The organism is Sphingobium sp. Z007, assembly GCF_900013425.1.
Taxonomy (GTDB): Bacteria; Pseudomonadota; Alphaproteobacteria; order Sphingomonadales; family Sphingomonadaceae; genus Sphingobium.
On the sequence record NZ_FBXK01000005.1, the window covers coordinates 1,900,284 to 1,916,950 of the forward strand.

The 16,667-nt window shown below is 64.1% G+C and carries 16 protein-coding genes; 10 read left to right on the forward strand and 6 right to left on the reverse strand.

The features are described from left to right. Positions 1-21 precede the first annotated feature (21 nt). Genes CEQ44_RS17260 through CEQ44_RS17270 form a run of 3 tightly spaced genes read right to left on the reverse strand, consistent with a single transcriptional unit; the run spans position 22 to position 2,345 of the window. Positions 22-1,164: a glycosyltransferase family 1 protein gene (locus CEQ44_RS17260; RefSeq protein WP_254913762.1), complete on the reverse strand. Its 1,143-nt coding sequence runs from the start codon at positions 1,162-1,164 to the stop codon at positions 22-24. A 30-nt stretch (positions 1,165-1,194) separates the two neighbouring features. Beyond that, a complete protein-coding gene (locus CEQ44_RS17265; protein WP_088182613.1) occupies positions 1,195-1,656 on the reverse strand; it encodes a GtrA family protein in 462 nt (153 codons plus the stop codon). 8 nt (positions 1,657-1,664) lie between these two features. Further along, positions 1,665-2,345: a hypothetical protein gene (locus tag CEQ44_RS17270; RefSeq protein WP_088182614.1), complete on the reverse strand. Its 681-nt coding sequence runs from the start codon at positions 2,343-2,345 to the stop codon at positions 1,665-1,667. A 192-nt stretch (positions 2,346-2,537) separates the two neighbouring features. Between CEQ44_RS17270 and CEQ44_RS17275 the strand changes: the two genes are divergently transcribed. Further along, on the forward strand, positions 2,538-4,037 hold the full coding sequence (locus tag CEQ44_RS17275; protein ID WP_254913763.1) for a hypothetical protein: 1,500 nt from the start codon (positions 2,538-2,540) through the stop codon (positions 4,035-4,037). Here CEQ44_RS17275 and CEQ44_RS17280 read toward each other — a convergent pair. Beyond that, on the reverse strand, positions 4,029-4,754 hold the full coding sequence (locus tag CEQ44_RS17280; RefSeq protein ID WP_088182615.1) for a bifunctional 2-polyprenyl-6-hydroxyphenol methylase/3-demethylubiquinol 3-O-methyltransferase UbiG: 726 nt from the start codon (positions 4,752-4,754) through the stop codon (positions 4,029-4,031). The genes CEQ44_RS17275 and CEQ44_RS17280 overlap by 9 nt on opposite strands. Further along, a complete protein-coding gene (locus tag CEQ44_RS17285) occupies positions 4,727-5,737 on the reverse strand; it encodes a glycosyltransferase family 2 protein (protein ID WP_088182651.1) in 1,011 nt (336 codons plus the stop codon). Before CEQ44_RS17285 ends, CEQ44_RS17280 begins: the two co-directional genes overlap by 28 nt. Positions 5,738-5,861: 124 nt before the next feature. On the opposite strand from CEQ44_RS17285, the gene CEQ44_RS17290 reads away from it, so the two are divergent. The 5 genes from CEQ44_RS17290 to CEQ44_RS17310 all read left to right on the forward strand — a co-directional run bounded on the left by CEQ44_RS17290 (position 5,862) and on the right by CEQ44_RS17310 (position 12,032). Then, positions 5,862-7,829, forward strand: a complete 1,968-nt coding sequence (locus tag CEQ44_RS17290) for a hypothetical protein (protein ID WP_088182616.1) — start codon at positions 5,862-5,864, stop codon at positions 7,827-7,829. Further along, positions 7,826-8,410: a hypothetical protein gene (locus CEQ44_RS17295; RefSeq protein WP_088182617.1), complete on the forward strand. Its 585-nt coding sequence runs from the start codon at positions 7,826-7,828 to the stop codon at positions 8,408-8,410. Before CEQ44_RS17290 ends, CEQ44_RS17295 begins: the two co-directional genes overlap by 4 nt. A gap of 100 nt (positions 8,411-8,510) precedes the next feature. Continuing rightward, positions 8,511-10,040 (forward strand): CpaF family protein, encoded by a 1,530-nt coding sequence (locus tag CEQ44_RS17300; protein WP_088182618.1) that lies wholly within the window; start codon positions 8,511-8,513, stop codon positions 10,038-10,040. A gap of 107 nt (positions 10,041-10,147) precedes the next feature. Further along, the gene (locus tag CEQ44_RS17305; RefSeq protein WP_088182619.1) at positions 10,148-10,948 is read left to right on the forward strand and encodes a class I SAM-dependent methyltransferase; all 801 of its coding nucleotides are present in this window, start codon (positions 10,148-10,150) and stop codon (positions 10,946-10,948) included. 205 nt (positions 10,949-11,153) lie between these two features. Continuing rightward, positions 11,154-12,032: a DMT family transporter gene (locus tag CEQ44_RS17310; RefSeq protein ID WP_254913768.1), complete on the forward strand. Its 879-nt coding sequence runs from the start codon at positions 11,154-11,156 to the stop codon at positions 12,030-12,032. On the opposite strand, the gene CEQ44_RS17315 is transcribed toward CEQ44_RS17310, so the two are convergent. Then, complete coding sequence (locus CEQ44_RS17315) at positions 12,004-12,435, reverse strand: OsmC family protein (protein WP_088182621.1); 432 nt, start codon at positions 12,433-12,435, stop codon at positions 12,004-12,006. The genes CEQ44_RS17310 and CEQ44_RS17315 overlap by 29 nt on opposite strands. Before the next feature lie 101 nt (positions 12,436-12,536). Between CEQ44_RS17315 and CEQ44_RS17320 the strand changes: the two genes are divergently transcribed. The 4 genes from CEQ44_RS17320 to CEQ44_RS17335 all read left to right on the forward strand — a co-directional run bounded on the left by CEQ44_RS17320 (position 12,537) and on the right by CEQ44_RS17335 (position 16,629). Beyond that, entirely contained in the window at positions 12,537-12,902 is a 366-nt protein-coding gene (locus tag CEQ44_RS17320; protein WP_088182622.1) for a PRC-barrel domain-containing protein, read from the forward strand. A gap of 189 nt (positions 12,903-13,091) precedes the next feature. Then, a complete protein-coding gene (locus tag CEQ44_RS17325; protein ID WP_088182623.1) occupies positions 13,092-13,748 on the forward strand; it encodes an alpha/beta hydrolase in 657 nt (218 codons plus the stop codon). A 104-nt stretch (positions 13,749-13,852) separates the two neighbouring features. Further along, positions 13,853-14,041 carry a YezD family protein gene (locus tag CEQ44_RS17330; protein WP_088182624.1) on the forward strand — a complete coding sequence of 63 codons (189 nt, stop codon included), beginning with the start codon at positions 13,853-13,855 and terminating at the stop codon, positions 14,039-14,041. Between the two features lie 152 nt (positions 14,042-14,193). Then, complete coding sequence (locus CEQ44_RS17335; RefSeq protein WP_088182625.1) at positions 14,194-16,629, forward strand: TonB-dependent receptor; 2,436 nt, start codon at positions 14,194-14,196, stop codon at positions 16,627-16,629. The last annotated feature ends 38 nt before the right edge of the window (positions 16,630-16,667 follow it).

The window sequence follows — 16,667 nt, forward strand, 5'->3', positions numbered from 1 at the left end:
CGGCCGCACGCGGCTTCGTCGTCAGGAGGGGCGCTGATGGCGCCCCTTTTGCATGGCCTGATACACCCGCTCAACCGCCGCCGAAGCCGCATCCCAGGCATAAAGCGCGCTGCGTTCCCGCGCCCTGTCCCCCATGGCGCGGCGCAGCGCAGGTGATGTTACGAAGGCCGCCATAGCGTCGCAGGCGGCGTCCAGGTCCGTCGATGGATAGAGCCGTCCGACATCCCCGTCGTCCAGCAGCGCGCGCGAGCCCGGCGCATCCGCCGCCACGATCGGCAAGCCCGCGGCCATCGCTTCCAGCACGACATTGCCGAATGTCTCGGTCATGCTGGGATGGTAGAATATGTCCGCACTGGCCACCGCGCGGGCCAGGCTTTCACCCTCCAAATGCCCTGTCATGACCGCGTCAGCCAGCACGCCGAAATCGCCGCGGGCCGGCCCCTCCCCCACCACCAGCGCGCGCACGGGCAGGCCCTGCCGCCGCAAGCGCCCTGTGACCGACAGGAATTGCGCCACGCCCTTTTCCCGCACGAGACGCCCGAAGAACAGGATCGCGATTTCGTTATCGCCGATACCCTGCGCGCGGCGCCAGGCCGGATCGCGCCGGGCGGGATTGAACAACGCGCGATCCACGCCCCGGCTCCAGACGCTCACCGCGTCGTCACCGCGCAGCCGCCCCATGTCCGCGGCCAGCGCGTCCGTCGGCACGAGAACATGATCGCTGCGGCGATAGAAGCGCGCCAGATGCGCCTCCGCCAGCGGCCGCAACCAGCCCAGGCCATAATGGTCGAGATAGGTTTCGAACAATGTGTGCTGGCTGGCGACGATCGGGACGCCCAGCGCCTTTGCGAAACTCTGCGCCCGCGTGCCCAGGATATCGGGCGTCGCGACATGGATGATGTCGGGATCGAAGCGGGCTATATCGCGGCGGGTCGCGCTGGGCAGGCCAAGCGCAAGTTGGAACTCGCCGCGTACCGGCAGCTTGATCGAAGGAACCGGCACAAGCGTCCCCGCCGGTTCGAACGCCGGCGTTTCGGTAACGGGCGAATAGACGCGCACCTGATGGCCCGCCGTGCCCTCCAACCAGCCGACCAGCCGGTTGAGCGCCTGGTTCGCGCCCTCACGCAGATAATTATAATTGCCCGAAAACAGCGCTATGCGCATCGATCATATCCTGCGCAATAACGTTGCGGTTCAGAGGCGGCGAAAATTGAGCAGCGCATTAAAGGCGAACATGACCAGCCCGGCGATGACCGAAACGAGTATCCGCGCGACCAGATAATGGATCGGCGTATAGTGCAACAGCAGCGCATAGAGGCCCATGGTGACCGCCAGCCCCAGCCCCCCGGTGGCCAGGAAATAGACATAGCCGCTGGCCACGGCGCGATCGGTCCCGCGGAAAATCCAGCTGCGCCCCAACGCATAATGGAGCGAATTGGCAGCGACGAAGCCGATGCCCGCGGCCACGACCTGCCGCACGCCGAAAAATTCCACCAGCACCCATAGCATCGCGATGCTGACGCCGAAGACGAAGCAGGATACGATCGTATTGCGCACCAACATCGCGGCCGCCTTGCGCGAGAATAGCCGTGACAGCAGATCGCTGCGCGCGGGCGCGCGCCCGTCGCCATCCGGCGCGACCATGACGTCAAACATCGGCAGGCTTAGGCAAGCTCGACATGCGGCATCCCGGTCTCCACGCGATCTTCTGCGTCAGGCCAGTCCGCACGGCGGCGCAGAAAAGGGCTGAGGAAGAGAAGCGGCAGTTTGAGGAACAGCAATTCGGAATGGATGAAACCATCGATCGCCCGTTCCCACCGGGTCGACTCGCGCCGCTGATGGTGCAGAAGCCAGCCGTCATAGGGCGCCCAATGGCTTGGCTCGTCCTTGTGAACGATCGCCAATATCTTCATCAACACCTTGTCGTCGCGTACGAGCGGATGGGCGAGCAATATCTCGACCTGTTTGAAACCGCGTTTTTCCGTCAGCGAAATCACGCGGCACAGTTTTTCGAACTGATCGTCGCTGTCGATGATCCTTTGCGTGTCGAGTTGATCGATCCCGGTACGGAACATTATTTCCACGAAACGATCGATATGGCCGCACGCGCGATCGACGAACAGGGGCATGGTGCCGCGCAGTTCGAACCAGCGCCGGAACATGAGATAATGTTTGCGTTCGTCGGCGCGGTGCTTTTCGACGGCTGCAATCAGCGCGAGATCGTTCGGCGACCGGACGCGAATGGCGCTGAGCACACGATCGATGGCCGTGTACCCGCGATGCTCGTTATAGATGTAGATCGATCCGAGTAAATCGAGATACCGTTGACGAAACCATTCGGGCACGATGCGACCCTATGCCCAGGGGTACGGGGTGTCAATCGCCGGAAACCCTTAGAAAAATTACAATATTGTAATGGAAATTCGGCGTGATTGCGGCATCGCGCCCGCCAACGCGGCGGCGATCGCCCTACCTCCTGCAATCGCTTCATTTCCCGCATTGCCGCGCCGTCGCATCCTTGTCATGGAATGGCGCAGATGATCGCCCTTATGTCTCCTGCCGTGTCCGTCCTTCGCCGTCCCCTGCCGGGCGGCTGGCTGCTGGCGGGGATCGCCGGCTGGCTGGGGGTCGGCCAGTTGCTGCTCTGGCGCTTCCTCGATGTCATGCCCTTATGGGCCTATGCGCTTGGCTCTGTCCTGCTCGCGGGACTATGTGTCCTGATCGCACGGGCCGGGCGCGGCTTTGCCGGTCCGCCGCCTATTACGCTGCTGACCTGTATAGCCGTCTCTTTGTTTTTGCTGCTGCTGGGCGGCGAAGGGCGCTTCTTCTACGCCAATCTCGACTGGCAGGTGCGGTTGGCGGCCATGCGGGACATGGTCGTCAATCCCTGGCCCTTCGTCTATACCGCGCGTGGCGCGCCAGACGTGTTGCGCGCGCCGATCGGCATGTTCCTGGCCCCTGCCCTCCTTGCCAAGACGCTCGGCGGTCGGGCAGGCGACGTCGCGCTGCTGGCGCAGAACGCCCTGATGCTAGGCACGGTTCTGGCGCTCGGCTCCACCCTGTTCGACACGCGCCGCGCCAGGCTGGTGGCGCTGGCCGTCGTCATCGGCTTTTCGGGGCTGGACGCGCTGGGCCGCATCCTGTTTCGCGGCGGGCTGTCCGATCATCTCGAAAACTGGGCCTATCTTCAATATAGCTCCACCATCACGCTCGCCTTCTGGGTGCCGCAACATGCGCTGTCGGGGTGGATCGGGGCGCTGGCTTATCTGCTCTGGCGCAGTGGGAAGGCGCCGCTCGGCGCTGTGCTGGCGCTGCTGCCACTCACCGCGCTCTGGTCGCCGCTGGGATTGATGGGCGCGATGCCGTTCGCTGCGTTGGCCGGGGTGCGATCGCTACTGCGGCGCGAGTTGCGACCGCGCGACATCGGAATCCCGGCGCTGGCTACGCTTTTGGCGGTACCCAGCCTCCTCTATCTCGGCGCGGCGAATGACGGCGTGGGCGCACGGTTGATGACGTTCGTGCCGCTGCAATGGGGCTTGTTCGAACTGCTGGAGGTGCTGGTCTATGTCGTGCCCCTAGCGCTCATCGTCCGCCAACCCCGCTTCGGGCGCGACACGCTGGCGCTACTTGGCTTGTGCCTGCTCGCCATCCCCTTCGTCCAGGTGGGCTGGTCGATCGACTTCATGATGCGCGCATCGATCAGCGCGCTTGCCATCCTGGCGGTCATGGTCGCCGACGCGCTAATCCACGTACCGCGCAGCCGCCCCTGGCTGATCGTGCCGCTGCTGATCGGCGCCGTCACCGGCTTTCAGGAGGTGCGACGCGCGATCGTCCACCCCGCCGCGCCGCAAGTGCGGTGTACCGTGGTCAAGGCCTGGCAGCAGACCTTCGCCTATTTCCCGATGGGCTCCTATCTCGCCCCGCTGGACGCCATGCCGCGCGCGATACGGCCGACAAACCCCACCCGCGTCAGCGCCGCAGAGCCCGCCCGCTGCTGGGACGGGCATTGGTATCATCCCGACGAATTTCTACGCTGATAATATGGCGTAGAGCGACAGGCCGATGGGAAAGCGGAACCGGCCCAGCAGATGCCGCTCCCACCCGAATATGGTCCGCAACGCGCCGTTGACCACCGGCGACGGCTCGGCATCCAGCCCGCCTTTACGGCGCAACAGGCGATGCGCCGTGCGGGTGGCGACGGCGATCGGGAACAGCAGGCTGTTGAAATAGCCGACGCTTTCGACCTTCAAACCGGCAGCCTCCGCCACCCCGCGCAATCCCGCCAGCGTATAGCGGCGCTTGTGATGATGCAGCTCGTCATGATCGGACCAAAGCCAGGGCACCGCTGGCACAGTCAGCAGGATGCGCCCGCCCTGCGCCAGACGTTCCTTCAAAGCCGCCAACGACGCGCGATCCTCCTCCACATGCTCCAGCACGTCCAGGAGCGCGATCAGGTCATAGCGTTGATCGCCAAAGCCGATCCGGCCCGGCAACATGCCCGGTTCGACCTGCGCGATCCCGCGCGCCGTCGCCAGCGCGCGCGCCTCACCATCATATTCCAGCGCTTCCACCCTGCCATGGCGCGCGAGCATCGCCAGATTGCCGCCGGTGCCGCAGCCCGCTTCCAGGATGCGAGCGTCGGCACGCGGCGCGACCTGGGTGCGGATCAGCCGATCCAATATGGCGCGACGGGCGACGAACCACCAATGGCTCCCCTCCTGCGCGCTCATGCTCGCATAGGCTGATCGGTCCATAATCCCTCTTCTTCGGGCGGTTGGTGCGCGGCGGGTGCGACGGGCGCATCTACGACATAGAGCGGCCGCTTGCGCACTTCGCGCGCAACCCGTCCCAGATATTCCCCGATAATCCCCAAGCTGAGAAGGTTAAGCCCTCCCAGCATCAGCACCGCGACCATGATCGACGCATAGCCGGGCACATCCACCCCGGTGACGATCGTATGCAGCACCAGGAAGGCGGCGTAGGCGAAGGCCAGCAGAGCAATGCCGCCGCCGATATAGGACCAGATGCGCAGCGGCATAGTGGTGGATGTCGTGATCCCGTCGATCGCCAGCGACCAGAGCTTGCCCAGCCGCCATTTGGTGGTGCCCGCGCCCCGCGCGGCGCGGACATAGTCCACTGTCGCGACGCGAAAGCCGATCCACGAAAACAGCCCCTTGTTGAAGCGCGCCTGCTCGCCCAGCTGCTTGATGACGTCGACGGCCTGCCGGTCCAGCAGGCGGAAATCGCCCACATTTTCGGGGATCGGATAGTCGGACAGCCGATTGAGCAGCGCATAAAAGCCCTGCGCGCTTATGCGCTTGAGCCAGCCGTCGCTCGACCGGTCGGCGCGGCGGGCGTTGACCACCTGCGCCCCGGCCAGCCAGGCGCGCACCATGTCCACGATCACGCCCGGCGGGTCTTGCAAATCCACGTCGATCGGAATGACGGCATCGCCCGTCGCATGGTCGATGCCCGCGGCCAGCGCCGCTTCCTTGCCGAAATTGCGGGAGAGCGAAATGCAGCGTATGTCGGGGTTCAGCCGCGCCAGGATCGCCAATATGTCGGCGGTCCGATCGGAACTGCCATCGTCCACGAACAGATATTCGGCGTGGGCATCCGGCCCGATCAGCGCGAGCGCCGTCGTCACCGCCGGACGCGCCGCGTCCAGGAACAAAGAGATCGCGTCCTGTTCATTATAGACAGGAATGACGATGGACAGGGCTGGCCGCACGCGCATGACCATGGCTATCGGCGACAATGGTTAACAGCCGGTAAGCAGCACTGCCGTGCCGCGTGATTAGCGCCCTGTTAACCCTGGTCGCCTACGCCCGCGGTATCATGACGCAGACCTGCATCCTTTCATGAGCTTCTTTCTCGCCGATCTTGCGGGCCTGCTGCTGGGCGTCCTGCTCGGCCTGGGCCTCATCCTGCTGCCGGGGATCGGGATCGCGCGGCTGATGGAGCGTGCGGGGCTGGACAGCGGGCGCGGATGGCCGCGGATCGCCTGGGGGCTGATCCTCGCCTTCGCGCTGCTGCCCGCGATCGATGCGCTGCTGGTGCGCAGGCTGGGCCTGCCCGCCATGGTCGTGCTGCACGGCGTGCTGGCACTTTATGGGCTGGCCGGATGGAGGATGTGGCGAGTGCGCCTCACAACCCCGCTGTTGTGGCCGGTGCTGCTGTGGCTGTGCATCGTCATATTCGATTCGGTCGATCTCCCGATGGGCGGGCGGCTCAACCAGTCGCTTCTCTACATCGACCTGGTCAAACATGCCGCGACGACGCATGCAATCATGCGCGACGGCTTGCCGTTCCACGACCCCTTTTTCGCGCGGCCGGGCGGCGTGGGCTATTATTATTATTTCTACCTCTGGCCCGCCGCGATCGAATGGATGGGCGGCACGGTCATCAGCGCGCGCATGGCCTTCACCGCGGCGCTGTTCTGGGCCGGCCTGGCCCTGCCCGCCGCCCTGTGGCGCGTCGGGCGGGACGCCGGCCTGATCCGCGCCGGGCGTGAGCGCGCGTTCATCGCCCTGATCGCCCTCTTCTGCTTCACGTCGGGCGTCGACCTTATCATGATGGCGCTGCGGTTCGCCGCGACCGGCGTCGTGGAGGCGCAGAGCGACTGGTGGAACACCGCTGTCGGCTTCGCTGTCTATTCCGCGCTGGGCGTGCCGCATCACCTGACCGCGATGATCGCCGCCTGGACGGCGCTGCTGCTGCTGTCGAGCGCGCAGGACAGGCGCGGCCGGCAGGCGGCGGCGCTCTCGATCGCGGCGGGACTGGCGGTCGCGACCTGTTTCGGTTCCTCGGTCTGGGTCATGCTCACCATCGCGCCGGTGCTGGTCGGTTGGGGATGCCTGTCGCTGTGGCGGCGCAACCCGACCGTCGCGATAGCCGGCGTCGCCGCGCTGCTCGCGGCTTTGGTGCAGATCGCCGACCTGCTGCACTTCCGGCAGGATGCAGGCTTTCCGATCGCGCTGACCGTGCGCCCCTTCACCCTGTTGATTCCCGAAGGCGGATGGTGGAGCCTGCTCCATGCAGCCCTGCTACCCGTCAATTACGGGATCGAATTCGGCATCTTCGCCTGGGGCGCGATTGCCTGGTGGCGCAGGTCCGATCGCCCGGCCTCGACCCTTATGGGGCGATTGCTGCTCACCAACGCCTTGTGCGCACTGTTCATCGCGACCTTCCTCAAATCGACCATCCTCAACAACGACCTGGCCTGGCGCTCCATCTGGTTCGTCCAGTTCGCCGCGATGCTGTGGACCGCGGCGGAGCTACAGGGGCCGACCGGACGCCTGCGCGATAGGCGATGGGGCGTGAAAGCCGCGCTGGCGCTCGGCATCGCGGCGGTCCTGTGGGACGTGGTGGGGCTGCGCCTCATCCGCCCGCCCTATGTCGCGACCAGCTATGGCGCCTTGATCGCCAACCGGCCGGACGATGACGACCAGCGCGCCGTATATGAATGGGCGACCCGCCACTTGCCGACGCAAGCGGTGATCCAGCACAATCCGGCGCTGCACCGGCGAATGTTCAATTTCGGCCTCTACGGCACCCATCGCACAGCCGTCGCCGACCGGGAGGCCAATCTGTTCGGCGCATCTGCCGCCGACGTGGCGGCCCGCATAGCCACGCTCGCGCCGATCTATGCGCAGCCTGTGGCCCCGTCCGACATCGCGCGTCGCGCGCGCCATGTCGGCGTGGACTATCTGCTCTTCACCGCGTCCGATCCGGTCTGGAGCCAATCAAAAGGTCCGCCGCCCGCCATGCGCTGTGTCTATCGCCAGCCATCCGCCTGTCTCGTCCGCGTCAGGGATATCCAGCCATGATGATCATCCGCCGTCTGTTGATCCTGTCGCTGACCTATGCGGCCGCGCTGATTGCCGGCTTCCTGCTCTATCTCGGCCTGATCGCCTCGCCTGTCCTTGGCGGGGTCTCGATCCTCTTCTACCGCGGCATCGCCATCGCGCTGATCGCCGCGCCGCTGTTCGCATTGCTGCTGGCGATAGCCGGGCGGCGCATGCCGTCGCTTGATCTGTCCACGGTCATCGGCGCAACGGCGCTGTCACTCGCCTTCAACATCTGTTTCCTGATCGTCTTCCCGGTCACGTTCGACCGGTCGGTCACCATGTTCCTGCTCGCCCGGATCGAGCAGCAGGACGGACAACTGGATGCCCGCGATCTGGAGCATATCTTCGTCGCCGACTATCTCCGCACGCTGCGGCAGATCGACCGGCGTGTGGAGGAACAGTCGCTATCGGGCAACATCGTCGTTGCCGACGGCCGCATCCGCCTTACACCGCAAGGCAAGCGGCTGATGGCAGGCGCGCGCACGGTCGGCAGATGGTTCGGGGCCGACCGGCGCTTCGTGCATCCGCAGTTCGTCGAAACACAGGCCCCCGCGCATTAGCCATTTGTCAAAGTTTCCATCTTATTCACCTTGATTACCCAGATCGGGTCGGCACCATCTTGGACCGGCCGCAACGATCGCGACGAAATGGCGGAGAAATATGAGCGCCTTTGGACGGAAAAATGGACCCGCCGGCATGAAGTCCGGCTTTGGCGTTGCCCGCCCGATGCAGGGTGGCGGCCCGAAGGAGGACGCGCCGCGGGGCGGTGACCAGTTCCCGCCGCTCGACATCGCGTCGTTGCCGGGCGAAATCCCGTTCGACCCCTTGTCGGCTCCGACCAGCCAGATGCAGCGCAATTCCGACGCCATGGCCCGCCTGTCGGACCGCGCCAATGCCGAACATGTGCCCGACGCCGGGCCACAGGGCTTTGAAGCGAGCGTCCACAAGATCAAGGAGCAGGTGCTTCCCCGCCTGCTGGAGCGAGTCGATCCCGAAGCCGCCGCGACGCTGACCAAGGATGAACTGGCGGAGGAATTCCGCCCGATCATCATGGAAGTGCTGGCGGAGCTGAAACTCACCCTCAACCGGCGCGAACAGTTCGCCCTGGAAAAGGTGCTGGTCGACGAACTGCTGGGCCTTGGCCCGCTCGAAGAATTGCTGAACGACCCGGATATCACCGACATCATGGTGAACGGCCCGGATCAGACCTATATCGAAAAAAAGGGCAAGCTGGTCATTGCCCCGATCAAGTTCCGCGACGAGGAGCATCTGTTCCAGATCGCGCAGCGGATCGTGAACAAGGTCGGCCGCCGCGTCGATCAGACCACGCCGCTGGCCGACGCCCGCCTGCCCGACGGGTCCCGCGTCAACGTGATCGTGCCGCCGCTCAGCCTGCGCGGCACGGCGATCTCCATCCGTAAATTTTCCGCCAAGCCGATCACCATCGACATGCTGGCCCAATGGGGTGCGATGAGCCCGAAGATGGCGACCGCGCTCAAGATCGCGGGCGCATGTCGCTTCAATGTGGTTATTTCGGGCGGTACGGGTTCGGGCAAGACAACGATGCTCAATGCTCTGTCGAAAATGATCGATCCGGGCGAGCGCGTGCTGACGATCGAGGATGCGGCGGAACTGCGCCTGCAACAGCCGCACTGGCTGCCGCTCGAAACCCGCCCGCCCAACCTGGAGGGTCAGGGCGCGATCACCATCGGCGATTTGGTCAAGAACGCCCTGCGTATGCGGCCGGACCGCATCATCCTGGGCGAAATTCGTGGCGCGGAATGTTTCGATCTGCTCGCCGCGATGAACACCGGCCATGACGGGTCCATGTGTACGCTCCACGCCAACTCGCCCCGCGAATGCCTGGGCCGTATGGAAAACATGATCCTGATGGGCGACATCAAGATTCCGAAGGAAGCGATTTCCAAGCAGATCGCCGATTCGGTCGATCTCATCATCCAGGTGAAGCGCCTGCGCGACGGGTCGCGCCGCATCACCAACGTCACCGAAGTGATCGGCATGGAGGGCGACGTCATCGTCACCCAGGAACTGTTCAAGTTCGAATATCATGACGAGGATGACAGCGGGAAGATCATCGGCGAATATCGCTCGATGGGCCTGCGTCCCTATACGCTCGACAAGGCGCGCATGTTCGGCTTCGACCAGCCGTTCCTGGAAGCCTGTCTCTGACAGACTGGCTGTAAGATTATGTGGCTGGCGGGGATTTGTCCCCGCCGCCCCTTGCGCCCGGCACAAGGGAGCGGCACATCACCCTCTCCCTAGAGAGGATGTCCCCGATGAACCGTCTCGCCCTGATCGCCGCTGCCATCGCCATAGTACCGGTCGGTGCCGCTGTCGCCCAACATGCTGGCCACAATCAGGCGGCCGACCCGACCGCCGCCGCCATCGCCGCGCCCAGCCGCACGCCCAAGAATGTCGCCCGCGACCAGTATCGGCATCCCGCCGAGACGCTCGCCTTCTTCGGTGTGACACCGAGTCAGACAGTTGTGGAATATAGTCCGAGCGGCGGCTGGTACTCGGAAATCCTGGCCCCGCTGCTGCGCGACCATGGCACTTTCTATGCGCTCCAGCCCACGGGCCGCTATCTGGACGGCTACAAGACGTTCCTTGCCGCCAATCCGGCCGTCTATGACAAGGTGAAGGTCGCCGCCTATCCCGAAGGAGCCGCCAGCATCCCGGCAGGCAGCGTCGATACGGTGCTGACCTTCCGCAACGTCCACAACATGGTCATGGCCGGGAATGAGGCTGCGACCTTCAAGGCGTTTTTCGACATGCTCAAGCCCGGCGGCACGCTGGGTGTGGTCGATCACCGCTTGCCTGAGGACCGCGACAGCGCGCTGGAAAAGAGCAGCGGTTACCTTAAAGTTTCGACCATTCGCCGGATCGCGCAGGCCGCAGGCTTCGAATATGTCGGCGCATCGGAAGTGAACGCCAATCCCAAGGATACCGCAGACTGGCCCAAGGGCGTGTGGACACTGCCCCCCTCGCTCAGCCAGAAGGATGTCGACAAGGACAAATATCTGGCCATCGGCGAAAGCGACCGGATGACACTGAAATTCCGCAAGCCCGCGAAATAAGCAAAGGCCCGGTTGCGTCGTCGCGCAACCGGGCCAGAGCGGTTGACTCGATTACATCGGATCAACCGCTCAAGATTTATGTTTTACCGCGATTTAGCTTCGCTGGCCTTAGGCTCCGAGTCATCAGATGATTCCATCTGATTAGAAATCGCTCTAAGGCGGCGGCGTGACCGCGCCTGCCCGACCCCATCGCCCACTCTTCGCCATCGGGCTGCGCCTGATCGCCGTGCTGTGCCTGTCGGTGATGTTCGTGACCGTGCGGGTGGCGAGCGACCATGGCGTCCATGTCGTTGAATCGCTTTTTTACCGGCAGGCGCTGGCGCTGCCGATGATCCTTTTCTGGGTCGCGCTGGCGGGCGGCCTGCGCACCGTGCGCACCAAACGGATCGGCGTCCATGCCAGCCGCATGATGCTGGGCCTGACGGGGATGCTGCTCAATTTCCTGTCCTACATCCTGCTGCCCCCCGCCGAAGCCGCGACGATCGGCTTCACCATGCCGATCTTCGGCACGATATTGTCGGCGCTGATCCTGCGGGAGGCGACCGGCATCCATCGCTGGGCCGCGGTGCTGGTGGGTTTTGTCGGCGTGCTGGTCATCGTCCGGCCCGACGCGGGCCATTTCCCGCTCCAGGGCGTCGCCGTCGCCATCGCCGCCGCACTGGTGACCGCCAGCGTCAGCCTGGTGCTGCGCGAGCTGGGCCGCACCGAATCGGCGGGCGTCGTCGTCTTCTGGTTCACCGTCCTGTCGATGATCCCGCTGGGCATCGCCATGCCCTTCGTTGCGCAGGCGCATGATGCGCTGACCTGGGGATTGCTGCTGGTGATCGGACTGTTCGGCGGGATCGCGCAACTGTGCCTGACCGCGGCGCTGCGCTGGGCGCCGGTGTCGGTGGTGCTGCCGATGGATTATACGACGATCATCTGGACCACGCTGCTGGGCGTGGCGATCGGGGAGAATTGGCCGATGGCGACGACCTGGGCGGGCGCTGCCCTGATCGTCGCCAGCGGCCTCTATATCGCCTGGCGCGAACATATCCGCGCCAGGCGTCCGGTCGTCAGTTCAGCAGTTCCGCCTCAAGGCTGATATCGGCCTTCAACAGTTTGGAGATCGGGCAGTTCGCCTTGGCCTTGCCCGCCAGTTCCTGGAACGTCGCGTCGTCGGTGCCGGCGATGGTGGCCTTGAGCGTCAGCTTGCTGGCGGTCACGGCGAAACCGTCATCCTGCTTTTCCAGCGTCACGACCGCGGTCGTTTCCATCTTCTCGGCCGTCAGCCCGGCTTCGCCCAGGATCAGCGACAGCGCCATGGTGAAGCAGGAGGCGTGGGCGGCGGCGATCAGTTCTTCCGGGTTGCTGCCCGGCTGTCCCTCGAAGCGCGTCGCAAAACCATAGGGATAGGCGTCCAGCGCGCCGCTCTGGGTAGAGATGGCACCCTTCCCGTCCTTCAGGCCGCCCGTCCACACTGCCGAACCGCTGCGATTGATTTTCATGGCCTATGCTCCCGATGATGCGTGGTGGTATGAGCCGGAGGAACCCCAGCGGTCCCCCATGGTTGCATCATCATAGCGTCATTTCTCACAGGAGCATGACAATGACTGACCTGACGATGGAAAATCATGGTGACCTGATCGCGTCCGACCGGGTCGAAGGGACCGCCGTCTATAACCGCCGGGGCGAGCGGCTGGGCAAAATTTCCAACTTCATGGTGGACAAGCGCAGCGGCCAGGTGCGCTACGCCGCCCTGTCCTTCGGCGGCTTCCTGGGCATCGGGCACGACCATTATCCCCTGCCTTGGTCGATGCTAGCCTATGACACCGCCCAGCAGGGCTATGTCGTCGATCTCGACAAGAAACTGCTCGACGATGCGCCACGTTACGGCGCTGAGCAGCGGCCGGATTATGACGATGGCTATGGCCGCAACGTCTACCAATATTATGGGCTGATCTACCCTTGGTAATATGCGCAACGGCGCGCCTTTGCGGCCGGGCTGGCGTCATGCCGGTCCGGCCGCGTCGCTGTTGACGATCCGGTGTGAGGGGTGTTTTTCCGGCTGCCTAGATTTCACCACATTTCGCCGCTTGCCCATTGTCTACCAGATGAATAGAATTATTGTCAGAGCCTCGATATCAAGGATGAGGATCAGACCATGGAGCGATTCGGTTTTTCGGGTGACGCGCGTCAGCCAGTCGTGCTGACCATTCCAGGTCTCAACAATAGCGGGCCGGGCCACTGGCAGACGATCTGGGAAGAGACACGCGGCGATTGTGAGCGGGTGGACCTGGGCAGCTGGGCCAGCCCGAATCGAAACGCCTGGGTAACGCGGCTGGACGCCGCCATCCGCGAGGCCAACGGGCCGGTGATATTGGCGGCGCACAGCCTGGGCTGCATGGCCGTCGCCTGGTGGGGCGCCCTGCAAAGCCAGGCTTATGGTTGGCCGGTGACCGGCGCATTGCTGGTCGCCCCGCCCGATTGCGACCGGATGGAAACGCCGGAGACGATCGGCGGATTCGGCCCCACGCCCCGCGCGCAACTGCCCTTCCCCTCAATCCTCGTGGGCAGCCGGGACGACCCCTATATCTTCTTCGAACGCGCCCATAGCGTCGGCAAATATTGGGGCAGCCAGTTCGTCGATGCGGGCTATGCCGGGCATATCAACGCGGATTCGGGCCTGGGCGACTGGCAGTTCGGCCAATCCCTGCTGGAACGATTGATCGACAATGCGCAGGAACAGGCGTCTGCGATGCGCCAGATGCGCCCGGCCCTGCCCATGGCTCAGGCCGCGCGGCCGCCCCTCCACCCATAGAGGCTCACCCCACAGGGGCGCGACAAGACAAACTTGCGCGCCCCTTATATTTGCTTTTTTGTCTATCTTTGCAGTTGAGATATTAGACGGAGCCAGAGGTGTCCATGAGCGAGCATAAACCCATCGAACTCCGCCACGCCCGCATCGAGGGCCAGCGCGCCGACATAACCGTCAGCATCGACAAGGTGCGCGGCGTGCTGGAAGCGCTGCGCTTCGGATCGATCACGCTGACCGTCCATGATGCGCGCGTGGTCCAGATCGACGTGACGGAAAAAACGCGCCTGACGGGCTGAAGGCGCCCGGGGGGAAAGTTTCGGGTCGGGCACGACCCATGCGGCAGGGGGTGAGCCGCATCATCGGAATCATCCCCAAAAGACATCGGCCGACCGGGCGACCGGAAAGGCCGCAATCACATCACCGGACATCCGGATAAAAGGGGACTATCATGATTGCGCGTTTTCTGTTGCTCGCCAGTGCGGCTGGCGCTTCCATCATCACGCCTGATGCCTTTGCACAAGAGCCCGCACCGCAGGCCGCGAATGAGGCCCAGCAGCCCAATGTGCGCGGCGACGTGATCGTCGTCACCGCCCGTCGCCGCCAGGAAACCGCACAGGAAGTGCCGCTGGCGATCTCCGTGGTCCGGGGTGACAGCATCGAGGCGACCGGTAATTTCAACATCGTGAAGCTGCAACAGCTCGCCCCGACATTGCAGGTCTATACCACCAACCCGCGCAATACGTCGGTCAACATCCGTGGCTTGGGTGTGCCGTTCGGCCTGACCAGCGACGGCTTCGAACAGGGCGTGGGCATCTATGTCGACGACGTCTATAATTCGCGCGTCGCCGCCGCGACCTTCGACTTCCTGGACGTGGCCCAAGTGGAAGTGCTGCGCGGCCCGCAGGGCACGCTCTACGGCAAGAACACCACAGCGGGCGCGATCAACATCACGACCAACCAGCCGACCTTCGATTTCGAGGGCCGCGCCGAACTGAGCGTGGGCAATTTGAACTTCAAGCAGGCCAAAGCCGCCGTCTCCGGCCCGCTGTCGGAGACGATCGCAGCCCGCATCGCGGTCGCCGCGACCAGCCGCCGCGGCACGCTCTATAACGTGACCAGCCAGCGCTGGATCAACGAGCAGGATAATCTGGGCATTCGCGGCCAGTTACTGTTCAAGCCCAATGAAGATTTCAGCGTCACTTTGTCGGGCGATTACAGCAAGCAGGACCCGGAATGCTGCGGCACGACCTTCGTGCGTGTCGGCAAGACCCAACGCGCGCTCGCCCGCCAATATGACGCACTGGCCGCCGCGCAAAATTATGTCGTGCCCAGCCGCAATCCCTATGATCGCCTGTCGGACCTCGACAGCAACCTGAACGCCGGCAACAAGATCGGCGGCGTGTCGGCCAAGATCAAATGGGATGTCGGCCCCGGCACGCTGACGTCGGTCACCGCCTGGCGCTTTTGGGACTGGAAGCCGGAAAATGACCGCGACTTCACCGGCCTGTCGATCGTCGCCAAGTCGCAAAACCCGTCCCAGCAGGATCAGTATAGCCAGGAATTCCGCTATAATTACGATAGCGAGAAGGTTGATTTCGTTCTCGGCCTGTTCGGCTTCAAGCAGCGGATCGACACGCAGGGCACCGAGCAGCAGGGTAGCGCCGCCAGCAAATGGAGCCTGACCGGCGCCTTGGCGAACGATCCCAGCGTCCTGGAAGGACTGACCGCCAGCAACACCCAATGGCTCAAGAGCACCAGCGCCGCGCTGTTCGGCCAGGTCAGCTGGAAAGTGACCGACGCGCTGACGATCCAGCCGGGCGCGCGCATCAACTATGACAAGAAGTCGGGCTTTTACGAACGCATCGTGACCAATGGCGCAGGCGCGGTCATCAGCTGCACCCCGACACCGGCCGCGGGGTCCGTGCTGGCCGCCCAGTGCGGCGTCTATCAGCCGCAGGTCAGCGCGCCGTCCGACAGTGCGTGGAACTTCACCTACGACTTCAACGTCAACTACAAGGTCGCCCGCGACGTGTTGGCCTATGCGACCTATGCCAAGAGCTTCAAGACGCTCGGCATCAACCAGAACGGCCTGCCGCTCAACGCCGACAACACCGTCAATTACGACGCCGGCACGGTGAAGCCGGAATCGGTCAACCATTATGAAATCGGCCTCAAGACCCAGTTCTGGGATCGCCGGGCGACCTTCAACCTGTCCGCCTTCCGCACCGACATCAAGAATTTCCAGGCCACCGTGAATGGCGGTCAGTTCGGCACGGTGCGCGGCTATCTGGCCAATGCGGAAAGGGTGCGCTCGCAGGGCATCGAGGCGGATTTCAAGATCGTCGCCAGCGATCGCTTCACCGCCTACGCCAATGGCGCCTATACCGACGCGCAATATAAGAAGTTCACCAACGCGCCCTGCCCGCCCGAATTGTCCGGCGGCACATTACAGCCGGCGGGTCAGCCGGCCGATTATTCGCAGCCGGGCGTCCCCGGTGCGCTCAGCCCGCGCCAGTGCGATATCTCCGGCCAGACCCTGCCCGGCGTATCCAAATGGGCTTTCTCCTACGGCGCGGAATATAACATCCCGGTCACGCTGCTGGCGAAGGAAGGTCAGGCCTATCTCGGCGTCGATGGCAATTACCGGTCGCACTGGAACAGCAACGCTTCGCCGTCCATCTATACCGACGTGAAGGGGTATGCGCTGACCAACTTCCGCGCCGGTTTCCGTGGCGAAGGATTCGATATCTTCGGCTGGGTGCGCAACGCCTTCGACGTCGATTATATCGAAAATCTCCAGGTCGCGCCGGGCAATACCGGCCTGATCGCCGGTCAGGTCGGCGATCCGCAAACCTGGGGCGGCACGATCAAGGTTTCGTTCTGATAATGGCGGCACGGGCCGGGGCGGCGTATCATGCCGCT